15 protein-coding genes are annotated in these 20689 nt (G+C 64.5%); 10 read left to right on the forward strand and 5 right to left on the reverse strand.

Going from position 1 to position 20689, the window contains the following annotated elements; all coding sequences use genetic code 11:
• The first annotated feature begins 3 nt into the window (after positions 1-3).
• Both G4G71_RS11975 and G4G71_RS11980 read left to right on the forward strand, forming a co-directional pair.
• Complete coding sequence (locus G4G71_RS11975; protein WP_169937896.1) at positions 4-1188, forward strand: acetyl-CoA C-acyltransferase; 1185 nt, start codon at positions 4-6, stop codon at positions 1186-1188.
• 10 nt (positions 1189-1198) lie between these two features.
• Positions 1199-2326, forward strand: a complete 1128-nt coding sequence (locus G4G71_RS11980; protein WP_045208133.1) for an acyl-CoA dehydrogenase family protein — start codon at positions 1199-1201, stop codon at positions 2324-2326.
• 260 nt (positions 2327-2586) lie between these two features.
• Here G4G71_RS11980 and G4G71_RS11985 read toward each other — a convergent pair whose 3' ends face one another.
• Positions 2587-3519, reverse strand: coding sequence for a LysR family transcriptional regulator (locus tag G4G71_RS11985; protein WP_024765514.1), 933 nt, complete (start codon positions 3517-3519; stop codon positions 2587-2589).
• Between the two features lie 166 nt (positions 3520-3685).
• Here G4G71_RS11985 and G4G71_RS11990 point away from each other — a divergent pair, with 166 nt between their 5' ends.
• Positions 3686-4915 (forward strand): acyl-CoA dehydrogenase, encoded by a 1230-nt coding sequence (locus G4G71_RS11990; protein ID WP_169937898.1) that lies wholly within the window; start codon positions 3686-3688, stop codon positions 4913-4915.
• 216 nt (positions 4916-5131) lie between these two features.
• On the opposite strand, the gene G4G71_RS11995 is transcribed toward G4G71_RS11990, so the two are convergent.
• The 3 genes from G4G71_RS11995 to G4G71_RS12005 all read right to left on the reverse strand — a co-directional run bounded on the left by G4G71_RS11995 (position 5132) and on the right by G4G71_RS12005 (position 7925).
• Positions 5132-5332 carry a hypothetical protein gene (locus G4G71_RS11995; protein ID WP_169937900.1) on the reverse strand — a complete coding sequence of 67 codons (201 nt, stop codon included), beginning with the start codon at positions 5330-5332 and terminating at the stop codon, positions 5132-5134.
• Positions 5298-6341 carry a TerC family protein gene (locus tag G4G71_RS12000; RefSeq protein WP_169937902.1) on the reverse strand — a complete coding sequence of 348 codons (1044 nt, stop codon included), beginning with the start codon at positions 6339-6341 and terminating at the stop codon, positions 5298-5300. Before G4G71_RS12000 ends, G4G71_RS11995 begins: the two co-directional genes overlap by 35 nt.
• 201 nt (positions 6342-6542) lie before the next feature.
• Positions 6543-7925 carry a substrate-binding domain-containing protein gene (locus G4G71_RS12005; RefSeq protein WP_169937904.1) on the reverse strand — a complete coding sequence of 461 codons (1383 nt, stop codon included), beginning with the start codon at positions 7923-7925 and terminating at the stop codon, positions 6543-6545.
• Positions 7926-8122: 197 nt separating this feature from the next.
• Between G4G71_RS12005 and G4G71_RS12010 the strand changes: the two genes are divergently transcribed.
• The 4 genes from G4G71_RS12010 (at position 8123) to G4G71_RS12025 (ending at position 13539) form a co-directional block, all read left to right on the forward strand.
• The gene (locus tag G4G71_RS12010; RefSeq protein WP_169937906.1) at positions 8123-8365 is read left to right on the forward strand and encodes a hypothetical protein; all 243 of its coding nucleotides are present in this window, start codon (positions 8123-8125) and stop codon (positions 8363-8365) included.
• A gap of 143 nt (positions 8366-8508) precedes the next feature.
• Positions 8509-11130, forward strand: a complete 2622-nt coding sequence (locus tag G4G71_RS12015; RefSeq protein ID WP_169937908.1) for a hypothetical protein — start codon at positions 8509-8511, stop codon at positions 11128-11130.
• Positions 11131-11366: 236 nt separating this feature from the next.
• Positions 11367-11990 (forward strand): response regulator transcription factor, encoded by a 624-nt coding sequence (locus G4G71_RS12020; protein WP_169937910.1) that lies wholly within the window; start codon positions 11367-11369, stop codon positions 11988-11990.
• A 337-nt stretch (positions 11991-12327) separates the two neighbouring features.
• A complete protein-coding gene (locus G4G71_RS12025) occupies positions 12328-13539 on the forward strand; it encodes a hypothetical protein (RefSeq protein WP_169937912.1) in 1212 nt (403 codons plus the stop codon).
• 57 nt (positions 13540-13596) lie between these two features.
• Here the strand turns inward: G4G71_RS12025 and xthA are convergent, their stop codons facing one another.
• Positions 13597-14409 carry an exodeoxyribonuclease III gene (gene xthA / locus G4G71_RS12030; protein ID WP_054907912.1) on the reverse strand — a complete coding sequence of 271 codons (813 nt, stop codon included), beginning with the start codon at positions 14407-14409 and terminating at the stop codon, positions 13597-13599.
• Between the two features lie 130 nt (positions 14410-14539).
• Between xthA and G4G71_RS12035 the strand changes: the two genes are divergently transcribed.
• The 3 genes from G4G71_RS12035 to G4G71_RS12045 all read left to right on the forward strand — a co-directional run bounded on the left by G4G71_RS12035 (position 14540) and on the right by G4G71_RS12045 (position 20675).
• On the forward strand, positions 14540-15187 hold the full coding sequence (locus G4G71_RS12035; RefSeq protein ID WP_169937914.1) for a GNAT family N-acetyltransferase: 648 nt from the start codon (positions 14540-14542) through the stop codon (positions 15185-15187).
• 80 nt (positions 15188-15267) lie between these two features.
• Positions 15268-16995: an autotransporter assembly complex protein TamA gene (locus G4G71_RS12040; protein ID WP_420825994.1), complete on the forward strand. Its 1728-nt coding sequence runs from the start codon at positions 15268-15270 to the stop codon at positions 16993-16995.
• A gap of 14 nt (positions 16996-17009) precedes the next feature.
• Positions 17010-20675 carry a translocation/assembly module TamB domain-containing protein gene (locus G4G71_RS12045; RefSeq protein ID WP_169942623.1) on the forward strand — a complete coding sequence of 1222 codons (3666 nt, stop codon included), beginning with the start codon at positions 17010-17012 and terminating at the stop codon, positions 20673-20675.
• Positions 20676-20689: the final 14 nt, after the last annotated feature.

Consider the following 20689-nt stretch of genomic DNA (forward strand, 5'->3'; position numbering starts at 1 on the left):
CTCATGAACGATCCCATCGTTATCGTCAGCGCCACCCGTACGCCCATGGGCGGCTTCCTCGGCGACTTCAAGGACGTCACCGCCGCCACCCTCGGCGCGGCCGCGATTCGCGCCGCTGTCGAACGCGCCCGCCTGGGCGCCGAAGAGGTGGACGAAGCGGTGCTCGGCTGCGTGCTCTCCGCCGGGCAGGGCCAGGCGCCGGCGCGCCAGGCAGTGCTGGGCGCGGGCCTCACGCGTGGCACGCCGTGCTCCACGGTGAACAAGATGTGCGGCTCGGGCATGAAGGCCGCGATGATGGCCCACGACTCCATCCTCGCCGGCAGCGCCCGCGTGGCTTTGGCCGGCGGCATGGAGAGCATGTCCAACGCGCCGTACCTGCTGGAGCGCGCCCGCAGCGGTTACCGCATGGGTCACGGCAAGGTGCTTGACCACATGTTCCTCGACGGCCTCGAAGATGCCTACGACAAGGGCCGCCTGATGGGCACCTTTGCCGAAGATTGCGCCGAGAAATACGGTTTCACCCGCCAGCAGCAGGACGACTACGCCATCGCCTCGCTGACCCGCGCGCAGAAGGCCATGAGCGAAGGCCGCTTCGTCGAGGAAATCGTCCCGCTGACCGTCAAGGCCGGCAAGGAAACCCGCGAAATCAGCCAGGACGAACAGCCGCCCAAGGCGCGCCCGGACAAGATTCCGACCCTGAAACCCGCCTTCCGCGACGGCGGCACGGTAACCGCCGCCAACGCCAGCTCCATCTCTGACGGCGCCGCCGCGCTGGTGCTGATGCGCCTGTCCGAAGCCGAGAAACGCGGCCTCACGCCGCTGGCCGCGATCCGTGGCCACTCGTCCTTCGCTGACGCGCCGAACCTGTTCCCGACCGCTCCGGTAGGCGCAGTGAACCGCCTGCTGCAACGCACCGGCTGGGCCATCGGCGATGTCGACCTGTTCGAGGTCAACGAAGCCTTCGCCGTGGTTGCCATGGCCGCCATGCGCGAGCTGGATATTCCCCACGACAAGCTCAACGTCCACGGCGGCGCCTGCGCCCTCGGCCACCCCATCGGTGCCTCTGGCGCGCGGGTTATCGTGACCCTGCTGTCGGCGCTCAAGCAGTACGACCTCAAGCGCGGCGTGGCCTCGGTGTGCATCGGCGGCGGCGAAGCCACGGCCATTGCGGTCGAGCGCCTGGCGTAAGGAGCCAACCATGATTCCCAGTGAAGAAGACATCCAGATCCGCGACGTTGCCCGACAGTTCGCCCAGGAGCGGCTGAAGCCCTTCGCCGCCGACTGGGACCGTGAGCACCGTTTCCCCGCGGAAGCGATCAAGGAAATGGCCGACCTCGGCTTCCTCGGCATGCTGGTGGCGGAGGAGTGGGGCGGCGCGCAGACCGGCCACCTGGCCTACGCCATGGCGCTGGAAGAGATCGCCGCCGGCGACGGCGCCTGCTCGACCATCATGAGCGTGCACAACTCGGTGGGCTGCATGCCCATCGCCAAGTTCGGCAACGACGAGCAGAAGCGCCAGTTCCTCGTGCCCCTGGCGCGTGGCGAAATGATCGGCGCCTTTGCCCTGACCGAGCCGCAGGCCGGCTCCGACGCCAGCTTCCTCAAGACCCGCGCGCGCCGCGACGGCGAGCACTACGTGCTGAACGGCAGCAAGCAGTTCATCACCTCCGGCAGCCATGCTGGTGTAGTGATCGTCTTCGCAGTAACCGATGCGGCGGCGGGCAAGAAGGGCATCAGCGCCTTCATCGTGCCGACCGATACGCCCGGCTACCGCGTGGTGCGTGTCGAGGACAAGCTCGGCCAGCATGCCTCGGACACCTGCCAGATCGCCTTCGACGATGTGCGCATCCCCGCCAGCTACCGGCTGGGCGAGGAGGGGCAGGGCTACGCCATTGCTCTGGCGAACCTGGAAGGCGGTCGCATCGGCATCGCTTCGCAAGCCGTCGGCATGGCCCGCGCCGCGTTCGAATACGCCCGTGACTACGCCCACGAGCGCGAGACCTTCGGCAAGCCGATCATCCAGCACCAGGCCGTGGCTTTCCGCCTGAGCGACATGGCCACCGAGATCGCTGTCGCGCGACAGATGGTCCACCACGCCGCCAGCCTGCGCGAAGCCGGCTTGCCGTGCCTGACCGAGGCCTCCATGGCCAAGCTGTTCGCCTCGGAAATGGCCGAGCGCGTGTGCTCCGCGGCAATCCAGACCCTCGGCGGTTATGGTTATCTGCAGGACTACCCGGTGGAACGCATCTACCGCGACGTGCGCGTGTGCCAGATCTACGAAGGCACCAGCGACGTGCAGAGGCTGGTGATCGCACGGAGTCTTTGAAGGGTTCGCCGGCAGACCCCGGCCTGTTCGTTGGACAGGCACTTCGGCAGGGCGGGGTCTGCAGGTGACTTGTTGGACCTGACGCCTTCGCTTTTTGTAGGAGCGAGCTCGCTCGCGAACCGCCCAACCGACGAGCTACCGGCAAGCAATGTTCGCGAGCAAGCTCGCTCCTACAAGGTTGGTCACGGCATGTGACGCCAGCGGCTACACAGGATGGCGTGGAGCGAAGCGATACCCATCAATGGGCATCGCCCCAGGCATCAGGCGCGCTCCGCCGCCTCGCGCGCCTCGCGTGCCGTCACCTGCTGGCACAACTCGATGATCTGCTCGCGCATCCAGCGGTTGGCCGGGTCCTGGTCGGTGCTTTCGTGCCAGTACAGGTGGGTTTCCAGCTTCGGCACGTCATTCACCGGCAGGTCGACGAAGTGCAGGCCGTGGTGGCGGGCGAAGCGCTCGGGGACGGTGACCACCATGTCGGTCTGCTGCACCACGGTGGAGGCCATCAGGTAGTGCTGCGAGCGCAGGGCGATCTTGCGTTGCAGCCCCATCTTGCCCAGCGACAGGTCGACGTAGCCCAGGCCGCTGCGGCGGCTGGAAATCTGGATGTGAGCCACCGACAGGTATTCCTCCAGCGTCACCTTGTCCTTGGCCAGTGCATGGCCCTGGCGCATGGCGCAGACGTAGCGGTCTTCCATCAGTTTGACGTGGCGCACCTGCGGGTCGGTGTTCAGCGGCGCGTCCACGGCGAAGTCCAGGCGGCCGGCGGCCAGCTCCTTGGTGGTTTCGCGGCGCTTGGAGAGGAAGCTCTCGATGTGCACGTTCGGTGCCTGGCGGCGCAGGCGCTGGAACAGCGGCGGCAGGACGATGGCCTCGGTGAGGTCGGTCATGCTGATGCGGTAGGTCTTGTTCGCCTGGGTCGGGGTGAAGGTACGGCTTTCCTGCACCGACACGCGCAGCAGCTGCAGCGCGTTGCGCACCGGGCCAATGATGTTCTGCGCCATGGGGGTGGGCACCATGCCCTGCGCGGTGCGCACGAACAGCGGGTCGTTGAAGGTTTCGCGCAGGCGGGCGAGGGCGTTGGAGACGGCGGGCTGGGTGATGCCGACTATCTGTCCGGCGCGGGTCAGGTTGGCTTCGGTATAGATCGCGTCGAAGACGATGAACAGGTTCAGATCGACCTTGCTGAGGTTCATTCCAGGGCTCCCGCTTGTCATTGTTTTGGCCCGATCATACCCGAACCTGCGCCCAGGTCCATATGGGTTATGAATGTTCATCGATTCGGATAATAGGCTGGGTAAATTCTTCCCGCTGTTCTAGCATCACTCCACACAAACAACCGCCGCCAGAAGGTTAGCCCCCATGGATTTCGCTTATTCCGCCAAGGTTCAGGACCTGCGTGAGCGCCTCACCGCGTTCATGGAAGCCAACGTCTATCCCGCCGAGAGGGTGTTCGAGGAGCAAGTGGCCCAGGGTGACCGCTGGCAGCCCACGCAAATCATGGAAGACCTCAAGCTCAAGGCGAAAGCCGAAGGCCTGTGGAACCTGTTCCTGCCGGAGTCCGAGCTGGGCGCTGGCCTGACCAACATGGAATACGCACCGCTGGCCGAGATCATGGGCCGCTCGCTGATCGGCTCCGAACCCTTCAACTGCGCAGCTCCCGACACCGGTAACATGGAAGTGCTGGTGCGCTACGGCTCCGAAGAGCACAAGCGCACCTGGCTGGAGCCGCTGCTGCGTGGCGAGATCCGCTCCGCCTTCGCCATGACCGAACCGGGCGTGGCTTCTTCCGACGCCACCAACATGCAGGCCAACGCCGTACGCGACGGTGACGAGTGGGTCATCAACGGCCGCAAGTGGTGGACCTCCGGCGCCTGCGACCCGCGCTGCAAGATCATGATCTTCATGGGCCTGACCAATCCGGACGCGCCGCGCCACCAGCAGCACTCGATGATCCTGGTGCCCACCGACGCCCCCGGCGTGAAGATCCTCCGTCCTCTGCCGGTGTTCGGCTACGACGATGCTCCGCACGGCCACGCCGAAGTGCTGTTCGAGAACGTCCGCGTGCCCTACGAGAACGTCCTGCTCGGCGAAGGCCGCGGCTTCGAGATCGCCCAGGGTCGCCTTGGTCCAGGCCGTATCCACCACTGCATGCGCTCCATCGGCATGGCCGAGCGCGCGCTGGAACTGATGTGCAAGCGCTCCGTCAGCCGCACCGCCTTCGGCAAGCCGCTGGCACGCCTGGGTGGCAATATCGACCACATCGCCAACTCGCGCATCGAGATCAACCAGGCTCGCCTGCTGACGCTCAATGCCGCGTACATGATGGACAAGGCCGGCAACAAGTTTGCCCAGAGCGAGATTGCCCAGATCAAGGTCGTCGCGCCCAACGTCGCCCTGCAGGTGATCGACCGCGCCATCCAGATGCACGGCGGCGCCGGCGTCTCCAACGACTTCCCCCTGGCCTACTGGTACGCCATGCAGCGCACCCTGCGCCTGGCCGACGGTCCGGACGAGGTGCACCGTGCCGCCATCGGCAAATACGAGATCGGCAAGTACGTGCCGCGTGACGCGCTGCGTAGCAGCCACTGATCACAAGCACTCATGAAAAAGGCCCGCTGATGCGGGCCTTTTTCATTTGCGGGCGTCATGCCGTGTGTAGGAGCGGACTCCGTCCGCGATAGGTTTCCGGCGGCTCGGAGCTGGCCAACTGCACATCGCGGACGGAGTCCGCTCCTACGCTCGAATCAGACGCCGGTCGTGCTCGACTCACAAAGCACAAGACCAGCTTGCGCTGGCCCTGTTCATTCACTGATCCGGTGACGGCTCCGGTCCATCCGCCTGGCTCTGCTGCGTCAGCAACCACTCCCGGCGAGTGTGCAACTGGGCGGCGAAGGCTCGCGCGGCGGCTTCATGGGGAAATCGCAGCGCGCGACGACCGAGACGGACCTGCCAATAGGCCCCGCCGCGAAACTCAACGGCTTCGATCCTCACCTCCAGCGCTTGCATGGATCCTCTCCTGGCTGACGATTTCCAGCGGTTCCTCGCTGGTCCGGCGCGTCTTGAGCAAGGATAGCAGTATGCCACCCGCCAAAAGGCCGAAGGTTACGCCAAGGGACAGGGCGGCGGGAACCTTGCCGATGAATCCGTGCAGGAAAATCTTCGTGCCGATGAACACCAGGACCAGCGCCAGGGCGTACTTCAGGTACACGAAGCGGTGGATCATCGCCGCCAGCGAGAAGTACAGGGCGCGCAGGCCGAGGATGGCGAAGATGTTCGAGGTGTAGACGATGAACGGGTCCTGGGTGATGGCGAAGATCGCCGGCACGCTGTCCACGGCGAACACCAGGTCGGCCAGCTCGATCAGGATCAGCGCCAGGAACAGCGGGGTGGCGTAGCGCACCAGCTTGCCCGTGGCATCGGGTTTCATCACGAAGAAGTGATGCTCATGGATGGTGTCGGTCATGCGGATGCGCTTGCGCAGGAACTTCAGCACCGGGTTGTTGGCCAGGTCAGGCTCTTCGTCGTGCTTGGCGAACAGCATCTTTACGCCGCTGAACAGCAGGAAGGCGCCGAACACGTACATGATCCACTCGAACTCCTTCACCAGCGCGGCGCCCAGGCCGATCATCAGCGCGCGCATGACGATGGCGCCGAGAATGCCCCAGAACAGCACCTGGTGCTGGTAACGGCGAGGGATGCCGAAGAAGCCGAAGATCATCGCCATGACGAACACGTTGTCCATCGATAGCGACTGTTCGACGAGGAAGCCGGTGTAGTACTCCACCGCGCTGGTGGCGCCGAACTCGTACCAGACCCAGCCACCGAAGGCCAGGCCGCAGGCGAAGTAGCCGGCAGAGAGCATCAGGCTCTCGCGCACGCCGATCTCGTGGTGATCGCGTTGCAGGACGCCCAGGTCGAGTACGAGGAGAAGAATCACGATGGCCAGGAAGGCCAGCCAGAACCAGGTGGCGGTTCCGAGGAATGGTTCGGTTAAAAAGGCGTGCAGAGCTGTCATTTGGCCCCTCCCTTAGTGTCGTTGTCGAAAAGTGACTCCGACATGGCGGTTGGCAACCGTCAGAGGGGCCCGGCGTCACTGGCGGGAAAATAGCAGAGCGCCCGCCAGAGACAAGCAAAGGAACGTAACAAGTTCCTACAGTATTTCCAGACCGGGCGATCAGCTTCCTTCAGACAGTCTAGACGCTGATCGCCAGGGGAATCAGTAGACCCAGACTTCGACGCGGCGATTCTTCACCCGACCGTCGTTATCGCTGTTGGCTGCCACCGGCAGGGCATCGCCCATCCCGCTGATCTCGCGGAACATCACGCCTCCCTTGGCCAGCTCACGACGCACGGCCATGGCGCGCAGCTTGGAAAGCAGTTCGGCGCGCGCCGGGTCCTGCTTGGGATCGCCGAAACCGACCAGCACCGCCTGCTTGTTCATCTTGCCGGCCTGCTGAAGGTAGGCGAGCAGACGGTCGATATCGCGCTGTGCCTTGTTGTCCAGGGTGGCGCTGCCCTCGCGGAAACGGAAGTTCACCGACAGGCGCTCGGCGTCACGGGCCAGGGCCTGGTAGTTCTCCGGCATGCTGGCACGCGGCGCCATCTTCACCGCCTGTACACGCTGGCCGACGAAGCCGCTGGCGCTGACCAGGGCCTGGCCCTTGTCGCCCTGGGCGAACTGCAGCAGGGCGCGGGCCCAGCGGTTTGGCTCCTCCGGCTTCATGTAGAGGAACAGGCGGCGCGACAGCGGATAGTCTTCGGTGGCGATCAGTGTGGTCGATGGCGGCATGGCCTGGGAGTCGCCGTCGGCAATGCGCAGCGCCTTGGCATTCTGGACGGACGACAGGCCGACGAAGCCAATGCCCTGCGGGTCCTTGCTCACCTCGGTGGACAACTGGTCGCTGGATTCGAAGCGCTGGACACCACTGGCCAGCGCCTTGCCGTGACTCGCAAGGACAAGCTCCTTGAAGGTATCGAAGGTGCCGGAATTGTCGTCGCGGGAATACAGGCGAATGGCACCGCCGCGCCCGCCGATCTCTTCCCAGGTCTTCACCTCGCCGGAAAAGATCTGCGCCAGTGTATCGGTGGTCAGTTCATCCAGAGGGTTGGCTGCATTGACGATGATCGCCAGACCATCGATGCCGATCACCTGTTCGGCCTTGGCGCTGCGCAGGTTGCCCGACGCCGAAAGGCCTGCGGCTTCGGCGTCCTTGATCGGGCGCGAGGCGGCTGCCAACTCGGCACTGTTGTCCTTCAGGGCGACGAAGCCGGTGCTGGAGCCGTGGGCCGCCAGGTCGACGATCGCCTCCTTGCCATCCTGGGTGCGACCGATGATGCGCTGTTCGTTCTCCGCCTTGCCCGGTTTGGCACTGACGTCGCTGTAGCCCTCGCTGACCAGCAGGCCTTTCACCAGCTCCGGCAGCAGGTGCGCACCGATGGTGTTGGAGCCCTGGATGCGCAGTACCGGCTCGCCGCCCTGGGACGAAGGCAGGGCGGCGAACGCCGACCAGGGGAACGCATAGCAGATGAAGGCGATGGTGAGCCAGGCGATGGTCACGGGCCAGGGTTGGGCGTCGCTGGGGCTCGACTTGTACTGCATGGGTCAACTTCCATTTGAGGCATCGTTGGCGCGGCAGATTAAGTCGGAATCATTGCATCGATATGACGCTTCTCTTCGACGCAGAGCGCTTTTCGATGGCTTCGGACATGACTGGTGGCTTGTCGGAGATTTCCGATTTCAGCTCCGTGCGGGCAGGGTTATACAGGTTCCCCCGTACGAGGACGCCGGAGGACAAGATGGGCGAGATTCTCGATTTTTCGTCACTTCTGATGAAGCTGGTGCTCATCCTGGTGGTGGTGCTGATGGCCACCACCCTGGTTGTGGCACCGGAATCGATGATGGATAACGCGTCCCCGGCGCTGTGGCTGGTCGCCCCGCTATTTGTCCTGACGACGATACTGGACCTGGCCGGCGCTCTGCGTCGGAACCCGAGGGGCAGCCTCACTCAGAAGCCATCGCACGACTTTCATCGCAGTTGATGGCTTTGCTGCCGCGGAAACCACGCAGATCCGGTGAACCGGTGATAGGAAAATTCTCCCGGTTCATCAGGATTACCTGATAACGCCAGTTTTCCGGCCAAGCGAAACTTGCGCGGTTTTAACATCCCCGCCGGAAACTAATCATGACTCACTCCCATAGCGCACCAACGCCGGTTGGCCCCGAGCATCCCGTCAGGCTGATTTCGCTGGCCGTACACAGCGCCTCTGCAAAACATTGGGGGCGCCCGTGGCTTCGGCGAACATTGAGTGTGATGTATCCGCGGGAGCTGACCTTCAAGGGCATCAGGCTGCCGACTCAACCAATGCAATCATGGCTGCACCTGGTGGCAAGGGCCGGGTTGTTGAAGCGGCGCAAGGCCGAGTCTGCAGGCAGCCGTCAGCGCGAGGCCGCGAAACCGCCGGTACAGACGCCGCAGGCCACTTCGGTGTTGGCGGAACTGGCCTTCGAGTGGGGTTCGGAGATGGTTCCGGATTTCGCACAGTTCGCCCGGTTGTCGCGATTGAAGAGAGAGCAGGAGCAGGCTTCCGTTGATGGCGGCGAGGGCGTGTCCGACTCTGCCGGCGATCAGGAAGCGCTGGATGGCCTGCCCGGTGGCGCAGATGCCATTCTCGGCAACGCCTCAATGGATGCCGTGCTACCAGATGTTCTGGACGCGGACTTCCTCGATCCCGCAAGTAGCACGAAGCAGGCCGATGAAAAGGTCGGAGAGGCCACGCAACGTGCGGAAGGCGCTGCCGCAGGACCAGTTGAGCAGCAGGACTCCGACGGCACAGTCCAACTGCAAGCCATGGAGTCGCCATCTGCCACTGCCGATGGCATAGCACCAGCCCCAGAGTCGGTGCCGCTGCACTCGACGATCGAGCCTGCTGACTCGGTTGCGCCCACGGCGTTGGACGGCATCGAGAACATTGCGGCTGGCGCGTCGGAAGAGCTCTCCGGAGATGAATCTACAGCGCGCGAACCGGCCATGCCGGTGTTGCCGGAGCCGGAAGAGCGCGCCGAGCGCGAACCTGCTATCGCCGAAGTGCACGAGTCCGCCGCAGCTGAACCTGCCGCGCCGATGTCCGAATCGACTGCACAGCCGGTCCGGCAGGACGCCGAAATGGCGGCCAGCGCCCCTTCTGTTGAAGCCGAGGTGCCCGCTTTGGTCGAACAGTCCGCGCCAGATGCCTCGGGCATGCTGGAGCCGGTCGAGGCCCCGCGAGCCGAAACCACTGCCGTCGAAGAGCCTGCGGTGGACGGGCCTTCTCTCGAATGGCAGCCGGTTGAAGTATCGGCAGGTGTCGACCTCGAAGAGCAGATCGACGAGGAGCATCCCGAGTTTGTGCTGCCTGTGCAGGATTCGAGCGAGCCTTCCGAGCTTTCCACCGTAGATGCGACCCGTGCCGATGTACCGGACACGCCTGAACTGCAGGAGTCCGTCGAGCACAGAGTCGAGCCGATGGAGATGTCCCCCGAGGCAGCCGACGTACCGGCGGTGCTGCATGAGGTGGCTGTGGATCTCGAAGCGTTGCCGATGGCTGCAACAGATCCGTTGGCGTCACCCGAACCGTGGGTAGCAGCCGATGTCAGCGCCATGGATCTGGAGTCGTTGGACGAAGCGCCTCCGGCTGTGCAGGAAGCCGCTGGCTCGGACGAGCGTTTCGAGCAGGAACAGGACGCGCTGGCGGCAGCCGTCAGGTTCCAGAAGACCCTGGCCTCGGGCGGTCAATCCGAGCGCTTGATGGCGGAGCCAGCAAGGCACGAGGAAACCACCCATGGCGAATCCGGTTACAGCGCTGTTGAGACTGACGTAGCTCTGGAACCGATTATCGCGAGCCTTGAGGACGCGCTGGCAATGCTGGCGGCTGCCAGCGCCGATCACGACCAGACGCACAGACAGCCGTGGGACTGCGATGACGAAGTGCCGGAGTTCGTGGGCAGTGGCTCGATCGATGTCGCGGCGGCGAAATCCACCCAGTCGACCGTGCCCCCTGCAGTTCTCGCAATCGAGGCCGGGACATTGGCTGACAACTACCTTGAGGCGGCGGTGCTTCAGGGAATCTTTATCCAGAAGGAAACTGAAATGACCCAGATGCACGATGAGTTACCTGAGGCCGATGTGCAGGAAACGGCTGCCCCGGTAACCTCGGTGGAATTGCAGGAAGTATCGGCTGCGCTGAATGTCCCTCAGCTTGAGGCCAACCCGGAAGATGTCCTGTCCGACGTCCAGAGTACCCTGAACTCCCTGGCCGGCATGGCCCAGGGACTGACCCAGCAGAAGCAGGCTGCCGGCCGCCTGCAGGAAGAGCTGGAGGCCTGGAACAACCAGTTGCAGGAACGCGAGCGCCTGGCGGGTGACAAGGAGGAGCGTCTGCTGCAACTGGAGAACCACCTCAAGGAGGCCAAGACCAATCTGGATCGCATGGCCGCCGAGAACAATCGCCTGCTGGCCGAGCGCAGCGAAGCGCTGAAGGAACTGGCCCAGACAGTCGATATGCGCGACAAGGCGACGCTCAAGCGTGCCGAGTCCATCCAACTGGAGCAGCAGCGCATTGCTGAGCAGGCAGCCAGCCTGCGCGGGCGTGCAGGCGAGTTGGATGAGCGTGAAAGCGCACTCAAACGCAAGACCGAGGAGCTGGTGGTACGGCTCAAGCAGTTGCAGAGCGCCAAGGATAAATTCAGCACCATCGTCAAGAGCTTCAACGAGACGGTGCAGTTCAACAGCACTTTGTCGGCCATTTCCAAGACGGTTACCGAGTGACCAGGACGGCCGGTGGGGCGCAAGCCCTGCTGGCCGAGAAGCTGCCACAGCGGGTGCGCTGTCGCGTAGGGCGTTGCCGAGACCCGGATTGGTCCGTCTGCGTTCATGTGACAGCCACGAACTCCGGTGCGGCAGTCATTCAATGACTGACCTTCTGCGGGAACGACAGAGTCGGCGATTTCTGCCGATTCGGCATGTCGGACCCGGCCCGTGGGGCCTTCGCTACAAGGAGGAACATGGCCCGCGTAGTTTTCATCGAACCTTTGCGGCGCGACTTCGTCGCGCTCCGCCGGTTTCTGCTGGACCACGGTCATCAGTGCGACGTCCATTTCAAGTTTGCACGCCAAGCCTTGAGCGGTCTGGATGTCAGCAACTGTGATCTCCTGGTGGTGACCCTGGAGTTGCCGGACATTCATGGCATGGAACTGGTCACCATGCTTCGGCGAGAAGGCCGACTCAAACCGTCTACTCCGGTGCTGGTCTGCTCCAGCCTGGGTTCGCCACTGAATATTCAGCGCGCGATTCGCGTCGGCGTGTCGGGGTTTCTGCTGACGGATGACCGTCCAACCCTGATCGGCCGGGCTGTCGACGCCGTGCTGGCGGGCGGGAAGATATTTCCCGAGCACGAGCGTTTGCCGCTGGAGCGCGATCCCAGGCTGGAATCAGCGCTGGCTCTGCCCACCCACCTGGTGGCTGTGCTCTATGGCTTGCGCAGGGGCTGTTCGGTCGCGGTGCTGGCGGACGTCCTGGCATTGTCGGGAGCGAGCATCGGCCAGCACAGGCGGCAGCTGATGCGGAAGCTCTCCGCCACGACCCTGGAAGAGCTGTTCAGTATCAGCGAACAGATCGGCCTGCTCTAGACGCGTCGGTGCGCTCGAACCCTCTGCCGGATCCTGAATCCGGTAGATGTGTTGCGGTAGGAGTTAGTCGAACGATTCGTCTTGCCTTACATAGTTTTCCTTCGTCCATGCAGGAAATTACTGACATTCGCGCCGACGTTGGGCTGTGAAAATCCTTCTCGCAACCTGTCCTGGTCTCAAGCTATCAAGGTAGAGCGGGGCAGCCCATCGGTTCATCCAGTCGGCCTGATTGCCGCTACTTTCGAAGCGGCATCACCATCCAGTTCCTGACCTTGCTCGAACAGTCGAGTGACCTTCCGGGACAGTGGGGCTGACCACCCTCAGGGTAGGACGTTTCATGACTTCAGATGAGAAGCTGTACGAAGGACATCAGGAGGGGGGGGTGTCTGTCACGACCGCCACTCAGCCGTCCGAGCTGGACAGCACATTTCTTTCCCCAGCGATCGAGGAGGACCTGTCCGGGCTCCTGCCTCCTTTGCCTGCCCCCGCTGAAGGCATGGTTCGCCCTGTTGTTTCGGTGGGGTACATCCCGATCCATGTCAACGCCGCGGCTGAGATCGGGGAATCCGCTACCCCTCATTCCGTAAAGGCTTTCGAAAACCTGGAGCGGGATCTCGACGATCTGGCCTCAGCCTGCTCGGGGTTGGGCCCAGTGGAGCCGAGTTGCTCCGACTCCATCGAACCGTTGCCGATGATCGCCGACGAAGCGTCTCTCCGCCCGGCGGTCAACGAAGCCGAAGCCGGCGCCACTCTGCTCGACTCGCTCCAGCTGCCGGCCTACGGGCATGACGACGAATGCGATGCGGCTGACGCAGCCATCATTTCGCCCGCCGGCCAGCCGGCCTCCCACATTTCCAACGAGGAATCTTCCACCATGAATGCCCAAGCCCAACCCGCCAGCTCCGGAGCCGCAAATGCCCAGGCGTCCGTGGAGTCCGCCGTGACTGTGCGCCAGTCGTCCTCCCTTGAAACCGATGGCGTCCTGCACGATGTGCAGTCCACGCTCGATTCCCTGGCGGGTATGGCGCATGGCTTGTCGCAGCAGAAGATGGAGATCGTGAAAATGCGCGAGGCGCTCGAGGAGCGTCGTCTGGCGGCGCTTGAGCGTGAGCGTCAGTTGGTCGAGCGCGAGGAGCGCCTGAGCCAGCAGGAGCAGCGTCTGCAGGAAGAGAAGCACGGTATGGAGCGTATTGCCGAGCATAATGCCGCCGTACTCGCGGAGCGTAGCAGCGCGCTGCAGGCTCTCGCGGAAACAGTCGACAGCCGCGATCGTGCGACGACCAAACGTGCCGAGGTCCTGAACCAGGAGCAGCAAAGTATCGACCGTCAGCTGAATCAGCTGCGCGCTCGGGTACAGGAGCTGGATGACCGTGAGGTGGGGCTGCAACGCCAGGGTGCGGAGCTGTCTGATCGGTTCAAGCAACTGCTCGATGCCAAGGAGCGTTTTGGCGCCATCGTCAAGGGATTCAACGAAACTGTCCGCTTCAATACGACCTACAGCGCGATCAGCAAGACTGTCGGAACCGGTGCGGAAGAGGCCCAAGCCTGAAGCCGAGCCTCAGAATGAAAAAGCCCGGCCAATGCCGGGCTTTTTCGTCATTGCGGTTTACTTGAGCTGCAGCCAGATCGGCGCGTGGTCCGAGGGCTTTTCCATGCCGCGGATGTCGTAGTCCACGCCGGTATCGGCAATGCGCCCGCGCAGGGCCTCGGAGGCGAGGATGACGTCGATGCGCAGGCCGCGCTTGGGGGTGTCCTCGAAGCCGCGACTGCGGTAGTCGAACCAGCTGAAGCGGTCGTCCACGCTCGGGTTCTGCAGGCGGAAGCTGTCCACCAGACCCCAGCCCTTCAGGCGTGCCAACCATTCGCGTTCTTCCGGCAGGAAGCTGCACTTGCCGGTCTTCAGCCAGCGTTTGCGATTCTCTTCGCCGATACCGATGTCGCAGTCTTCCGGCGAGATGTTGATGTCGCCCATCACGATCAGTTGCTGGTCGGGCTGGAAGCGGGTTTCCAGCAGGTCCTGGAGGTCGGCGTAGAAGCGCTGCTTGGCCGGGAACTTCACCGGATGGTCACGGCTCTCGCCCTGTGGGAAGTAGCCGTTCATCACGGTGATCAACTGACCCTGGGCGTCCTTGAAGGTGCCCCAGATGAAGCGGCGCTGGGATTCCTCGCCGTCGTTGGGGAAGCCGCGCTGCAGTTCCAGCGGCTCCTGACGGGAGAGCAGGGCGACGCCGTAGTGGCCTTTCTGACCGTGGTAGTGCACGTGGTAGCCGAGGGCTTCGATTTCCTCGCGGGGGAACTGCTCGTCGGCGACCTTGGTTTCCTGCAGGCCGATCACGTCCGGCTGGTGGCGCTCGATGATCGCCTGGAGCTGGTGGGGACGTGCGCGCAAACCGTTGATATTGAAAGAGACGATTTTCATCCTGGGCGCCCTGGCAAAAGCACGATGCTAGCCCAGGTGGACGGACCCTGGCGACCCCGGCGAGGCGCTGCTAGGGTTTTTGTGGCTGGACTCATAACCATAAGAAGAACTCACAAGAAGAGGCGTCCGCATGCCTGATACCCTCGCCGAAGTCCGTCTGCTGGACGGTAGCTACAGCCGTGAAGTCCGCTCGCTGCTGTACCACGCTTATCGTCACGAGCCCACTTTTGCCTACCTGTTCGAGTCCGATCGCCCCGGATTCGACCAGCGCGTGCGAGCCACCGTCCGTGAGTTGGTCAATCAGCATTTCCTCGAGGAATTGCCATCCATCGGGCTGCTGCTCGAGGACCGCCTGGTGGGCGTCGCGCTGATCGTTCCGCCGCAGCGCCGGCTGGATGTCACTGAAAGCTGGTTCTGGCGGATGCGCATGTTGCTCACGACGGGGCTGGGTTGTACTCGGCGCTATCTGGACTACCACGCCGCCGTGATTGGCTGCCTGCCCCCGGGCCCGTACCACATCCTGCCGCTGATTGGCGTGCACCCGGAGTTCCAGGGCAAGCACCTGGGCGAACAGCTTCTCGATGCGCTGCATGCCTGGTGCGCCGAGGATGGCGGCTCACAAGGGCTGGTGCTGGATACAGGCAACGCACGGTACCTGGAGTTCTATCGGCGCCATGGCTACGAGGAACTCGGTGAAGTTGCCCTGGGACCGATCCGCGAGCATGTCCTGTTCCACCCGAATGTCGGGCGCGAGGCGGCAACGGCATCTGCGGGATAGGCCGACGGTCAGTCGCTCAGACGTTTCCTACGCTCTAGGGTGAGGCATTGCGGGGAAAACCCGTGCTAGCATTTCGCGCCATGAGAGTTGTCCAAGGATTGCTTGGGCTGCTGCTGGTAATGGCCTTCTGCTTGCAGACGGCGCTGGCGGTCGAAGCCCATCTCGACGTTCGTGTCACCCCCGCCAACGCTGCGCTCAAGGCCAATATCGAGGCCTATGTGGGCAGCCTTGGCGAGCGTGATCAGGCGGCCCTGCAAAGATTCCGGCGCAATGCCGTGGAGCAGGCGCAGAAGGCCGCCCAGGCTTTGGGTTACTACCAGGCGCGCATCCGTGGCCGGGTGACCGATGACAAGGTGCCTACGCTGCGGATCAATGTTCGGCCGGGTGAGCCTGTTCACCTGCGCAATGTGACGGTGCGAGTCGACGGGCCGGCCGCCAAGCTCAAGAACTTCCGCGTTCCCGGCGGGGATTCCCTGAAGCCTGGTGCGCAGCTCAACCACGGTGCCTACGAAGACGCCAAGCGGCTGATCCAGAACCAGGCTTCGCGCTTCGGTTTCTTCCGCGGGCAGTTCACCCAGCAGCAGTTGCGCATCGACCCAGAGGCGGGTGTGGCGGATATCGAGCTGGTCTACGCCAGCGGGCCGCGCTATCGGTTGGGCAAGGTCGATTTCGCCGGCGATTTCCCCTTCGACGAGGACCTGCTGCAGCGCATGGTGCCGTTCAAGGAAGGCAGCGACTACGACTCCGAGCAGATCGCCGATCTCAACCAGGCTCTGCAATCCAGCGGCTATTTCGATGGCGTGCGGGTCGACGCTGCACCGACCAATGCCGATGGCGAAGTGGTGCCGGTGCACGTTCACCTGGAAGCGCGCAAGCCGCGCACCATGGGGCTTGGCCTCGGCTTCTCGACGGACGTCGGACCGCGCGCACGAGCGACCTGGACCCGTCACTGGGTCAACCCGCAGGGCCACAGCCTGGGCTTCGAGGCGGAAGTCTCGGCGCCCCGGCAGAACGTCGGCGCCTGGTACGAGATCCCGCTGGACCCACCGCTCACCGACAAGCTGCGCTTCACCAGCGGCTATCAGTACGAGGACCTGGTAGACACCGAGAGCAAGCTGCTGACCCTCGGCGGCGAGTGGCACCACAAGCTCGACAGCGGCTGGCAGCGGGTCGTCTCGCTGAACTGGCAACGTGAAGAATACAAGCTGGGCGACGATTCGGGCCTGAGCAGCTTCCTGATGCCGGGGATCGGCTACTCGATCCTCGAAGCCGACAACAAGATCGACCCCGGCAAGGGCTACCGCCTGCAGTTCGAAGTGAAGGGCGCCAAGGAAGGGCTGCTGGCGGACGCCGACGTGGCACACATCAACGCCATGGCCAAGGGCGTGACCAGTTTCTGGGGAGGGCAGCGCTTGCTCGGACGCATCCAGGTCGGCGGCATCGCCACCAACGACTACAGCGCGATCCCGCCGTCGCTGCGCTTCTTCGCCGGCGGTGACCAGAGCGTGCGTGGCTACGACTACCAGACGCTGTCGCCGAAGAACTCCGACGGCGACCGCATCGGTGGCCGCTACATGGTCGCCGGCAGCGTCGAGTACCAGTATCCCATCGCCGAGCGGTGGCGCATCGCGGCCTTTGTCGACCAGGGCAACTCGTTCAACTCGCTGGACTTCCCCTCGATCAAGACCGGCGTCGGTATCGGCATCCGCTGGATTTCCCCGGTCGGCCCGCTGCGCCTGGACCTCGCCGACGGCCTGGACGAAGACGGCGGCATTCGCCTGCACTTCTCCATGGGACCTGAACTATGAGTCGCGCGGGCTGGATGCGCGCGCTGCGCTGGAGCCTGGGCGGCCTGCTCGGGCTGATTCTGCTGCTGGTTATCGCCGTGGCTGCCTTGCTTGGCACTCCAGCCGGCAGCCGCGCGGTGCTGAGTTGGGTACCGGGCCTGAACGTGGATGGATTCGACGGTCGCCTCGCCGGTGGTTTCAGCGCCAAGCGCCTGGAATGGAGCGATGGCGCAACGCATCTGGTGCTCGATCAGCCACAGATCGACTGGTCGCCCGCCTGCCTGCTGCGCATGACCCTGTGCCTGCACAAGGTGGTGGCCAACGAAGTGCTGCTGACCCTGCCGCCAGGCGAGCCGAGCGAGTCCTCCGGTCCAATCGAGCTGCCCGACCTGAGCCTGCCGCTGTCGCTGGAGCTGGGTGACATCCGTATTGGTCGCTTCCTGCTGGATGGACAGGAACAGCTGCGCGACGCCGAACTCGCAGCACACTGGGACCACGAGGGCCTGCATATCGACTCGGTAAAGCTCGCCCGCGATGGCCTCAACCTGTCGCTCAAGGGCTTGCTGAAACCCACACAGGGCTGGCCGCTGGAGGCCGAGGGCAGTCTCGGCCTGCCGGCGCCGGGCGAGCAACCCTGGACCCTGCAACTGCAGGCCAGTGGCGAGCTGATGGGCCACCTGAAGTTGCAGGCGCAGAGCAGTGGCTACCTGAATGGCACCCTGGACGGTGACCTGCAGCCGCTGGCGGAGAACCTGCCGGCCACCGCACTGGTGACTGCCGACGGCTTCAAGGCGGACGCCTCGCTGCCCGATACCCTGACGCTGAACCAACTGCGCCTGAACGCCAGCGGCAACCTCAAGGACGGCTACCAACTGGCCGGCGCTGCCGTGCTGCCCGCCGAGGAAAGCCCGGTGGTACTGACCCTGCGCGGCCGTGTCGACGCCCAGGGCGCGGATATCGCCGCGCTGGACCTGAGTGCCGCCAAGGACCAGCGCGTGGCGTTGACCGGCCGGCTCGACTGGAAGGATGCCTTCGCCGCCAACGCTCAGCTCGACTGGCTCGACTTCCCCTGGCGCCGCCTGTATCCGGCCATCGACGAGCCGCCGGTGAGCGTGCACACCTTCAAGGCCGAAGTGAGCTACAGCGAGGGTGCCTACCTGGGCAACTTCGACGGCGCCTTCAAGGGGCCTGCCGGCGATTTCACCCTGGCCAGCCCGGTGTCGGGCAACCTCTCGGAAGTCTTCCTGCCGTCGCTGAAACTGGTGGCGGGGCAGGGCAGGGCTGAAGGGCACCTGAAGGTCGGCTTTGCCGACGCGGTTACCTGGGATGCGGCCCTCGACCTGTCCGACCTCGACCCAGCCTACTGGCTGGAGGAGATGCCGGGCCGCCTTGGCGGGCCGCTGCGCAGCAAGGGCTCGCTCAAGGGCGAGGCGTTGAACCTTGATGCCAACCTCGACCTGCAGGGGCGCCTGCGCGGCCAGCCAGCCATTTTCAAGGCTAATGCTGCGGCGGCCGGGCAGGCGTGGAAGGTCGACGGACTGACGCTGCAACTGGGCGACAACCGCATCAGCGGGCAGGCTGCGCTGGACCAGCGGTTGTCCGGGCGCCTGGATATCGCGCTGAATCGCCTGGGCCAGTTGTGGCCGCAATTGTTCGGCAAGGTCAGCGGCCAGCTCGATCTCGCCGGCACGCTGCAGGCGCCGCAGGGGCAACTCAAGCTTGACGGCCAGCGCGTCGCCTACGCTGACCAGAGCCTGCGCACGCTGGACCTGACAGCCTCCCTGGACGCCGCCCAGCGCGGCAGGGTCAACCTGACGGCCCAGGGCCTGCGCAGCGGCGATACGGATTTCGGTGTGCTCAAGCTGGACGGCAGCGGCGACCTCAAGCGCCAGCAGCTTGCCCTGAACCTGCAAGGCAAGCCGGTGGCGCTCGACCTCGGCCTGGACGGCGACTGGAACGGCAAGGACTGGCGCGGGCGCCTCGCGAAAGGCGATATACAGAGCGGCGGCCAGGACTGGCGCCTGCAGCAACCGGCGCGCCTGGAGCGTCTGGCAGACGGGCGCATCAACCTTGGCGCCCATTGCTGGGCCTCCGGCCCGGCCAGCCTGTGCATGGAAGACCAGCGCCTGATGCCCGACCCGCGCCTGCGCATGCACCTGCGCGAGTTTCCGCTGGACAGCCTGGCACGCTGGCTGCCCGAGGACTTCGCCTGGAAAGGCAAGCTCGACGGCGATGTGCAGCTCGACCTGCCCGCCAGCGGTCCCAACGGTTCCGTCCTGATCAATGCCAACAACGGCACCCTGCGCATCAAGGAGCAGGAGGAGTGGGTCGACTTCCCCTACCAGCGCCTGCAGCTGGAGAGTCGGCTGACGCCACGGCGCATCGACACCAGCCTGCAGTTCCAGGGCGACAAGCTCGGCAGTCTGCAGGCCCAGGTCCAGCTCGATCCGCGCCCGAAGAACAAGCCGGTCAACGGCACCTTCAGCCTCAATGGTCTGGATATCTCCCTGGCCCGGCCGTTCGCGCCCATGGTGGAAACCCTGAAAGGCCATCTCAATGGCAGCGGGCAGATTTCCGGTGGCCTGCTGGCGCCCCGGGTGGACGGCGAACTGCGCCTGAGTGACGGCGAAATCTCCGGTGGCGATCTGCCGACTCGCTTCGAGCAGCTGCAGGTCACCGCGCGGATCGCCGGCGAGCAGGTCGACCTGAGTGGAGACTGGAAGGCGGGAGAAAATGGCAACGGCAGCCTGTCCGGACGCATCGCCTGGGCCAGTGGCCTGGATGTTGACGTGAAGCTGCGCGGCAATCGTCTGCCGGTCACCGTGGAACCCTACGCCAACCTGGAGGTGGAGCCCGATCTCAGTGTGCAGATGGCGGGTGAGAAGCTCGCGGTTTCCGGTTCGGTGCAGGTGCCGCGTGGCGCCATCACCATTCGCCAGTTGCCGCCGTCCACCGTCAAGGTCTCCGACGACACCGTGATCGTCGGCGCGAAGCAGGAACCCAGGAGCGCACTGGCGCTGAACATGGACATCGACGTCAGGGTCGGCAGCGACAAGCTGACCTTCAGCGGCTTCGGCCTGAATGCCGAGCTGGCCGGCCAGGTGCACATCGGCGACAACATGGATACCCGCGGCGAGCTGCGCCTGAACAACGGCCGCTACCGCGCCTACGGCCAGAAGCTGACCATCCGCCGCGCGCGGCTGCTGTTCGCCGGGCCCATCGACCAGCCGTTCCTCGATGTCGAGGCGATCCGCAAGGTCGACGACGTGGTTGCCGGCCTGCGCCTCACCGGCAATGCCGAGCAGCCGCGCAGCGAGGTGTTCTCCGAGCCCGCCATGAGCCAGCAGCAGGCGCTGTCCTACCTGGTGCTGGGCCGGCCGATGTCCAGCGGCGAGGACAGCAACATGCTGGGCGAGGCGGCCCTGGCGCTCGGTCTGGCGGGCAGTGCGCCATTGACCGGCGAGGTGGCGCAGAGGCTGGGTATCCAGGACTTCCAGCTGGACACCGAGGGCACCGGCAACAGCACCAGCGTGGTCGCCAGCGGCCAGCTCTCCGACCGTCTCAGCCTGCGTTATGGCGTGGGTGTATTCGAGCCGGCCAACACCATCGCGCTGCGCTACCTGCTGAGCAAGAAGGTCTACCTGGAGGCCGCCAGCGGCTTGGCCAGTTCGTTGGACATCTTCTACAAGCGCGACTTCTGAGTGCAGTCGGCAGC

Origin of the sequence: Pseudomonas multiresinivorans, from assembly GCF_012971725.1 — a bacterium.
GTDB classification, from domain to species: domain Bacteria; phylum Pseudomonadota; class Gammaproteobacteria; order Pseudomonadales; family Pseudomonadaceae; genus Pseudomonas; species Pseudomonas multiresinivorans.

Bases quoted from the DNA above. Each gene is read 5' to 3' on its own strand.
- G4G71_RS11990 (WP_169937898.1), top strand. From the start codon at position 3,686: ATGGATTTCGCTTATTCCGCCAAGGTTCAGGACCTGCGTGAGCGCCTC.
- G4G71_RS12045 (WP_169942623.1), top strand. From the start codon at position 17,010: ATGCGCGCGCTGCGCTGGAGCCTGGGCGGCCTGCTCGGGCTGATTCTG.
- G4G71_RS11975 (WP_169937896.1), top strand. From the start codon at position 4: ATGAACGATCCCATCGTTATCGTCAGCGCCACCCGTACGCCCATGGGC.
- G4G71_RS12010 (WP_169937906.1), top strand. From the start codon at position 8,123: ATGGGCGAGATTCTCGATTTTTCGTCACTTCTGATGAAGCTGGTGCTC.
- G4G71_RS11980 (WP_045208133.1), top strand. From the start codon at position 1,199: ATGATTCCCAGTGAAGAAGACATCCAGATCCGCGACGTTGCCCGACAG.
- G4G71_RS12000 (WP_169937902.1), bottom strand. From the start codon at position 6,341: ATGACAGCTCTGCACGCCTTTTTAACCGAACCATTCCTCGGAACCGCC.
- G4G71_RS11995 (WP_169937900.1), bottom strand. From the start codon at position 5,332: ATGCAAGCGCTGGAGGTGAGGATCGAAGCCGTTGAGTTTCGCGGCGGG.
- G4G71_RS12015 (WP_169937908.1), top strand. From the start codon at position 8,509: ATGACTCACTCCCATAGCGCACCAACGCCGGTTGGCCCCGAGCATCCC.
- G4G71_RS12020 (WP_169937910.1), top strand. From the start codon at position 11,367: ATGGCCCGCGTAGTTTTCATCGAACCTTTGCGGCGCGACTTCGTCGCG.
- G4G71_RS11985 (WP_024765514.1), bottom strand. From the start codon at position 3,519: ATGAACCTCAGCAAGGTCGATCTGAACCTGTTCATCGTCTTCGACGCG.
- xthA (WP_054907912.1), bottom strand. From the start codon at position 14,409: ATGAAAATCGTCTCTTTCAATATCAACGGTTTGCGCGCACGTCCCCAC.
- G4G71_RS12035 (WP_169937914.1), top strand. From the start codon at position 14,540: ATGCCTGATACCCTCGCCGAAGTCCGTCTGCTGGACGGTAGCTACAGC.
- G4G71_RS12025 (WP_169937912.1), top strand. From the start codon at position 12,328: ATGACTTCAGATGAGAAGCTGTACGAAGGACATCAGGAGGGGGGGGTG.
- G4G71_RS12005 (WP_169937904.1), bottom strand. From the start codon at position 7,925: ATGCAGTACAAGTCGAGCCCCAGCGACGCCCAACCCTGGCCCGTGACC.
- G4G71_RS12040 (WP_420825994.1), top strand. From the start codon at position 15,268: ATGAGAGTTGTCCAAGGATTGCTTGGGCTGCTGCTGGTAATGGCCTTC.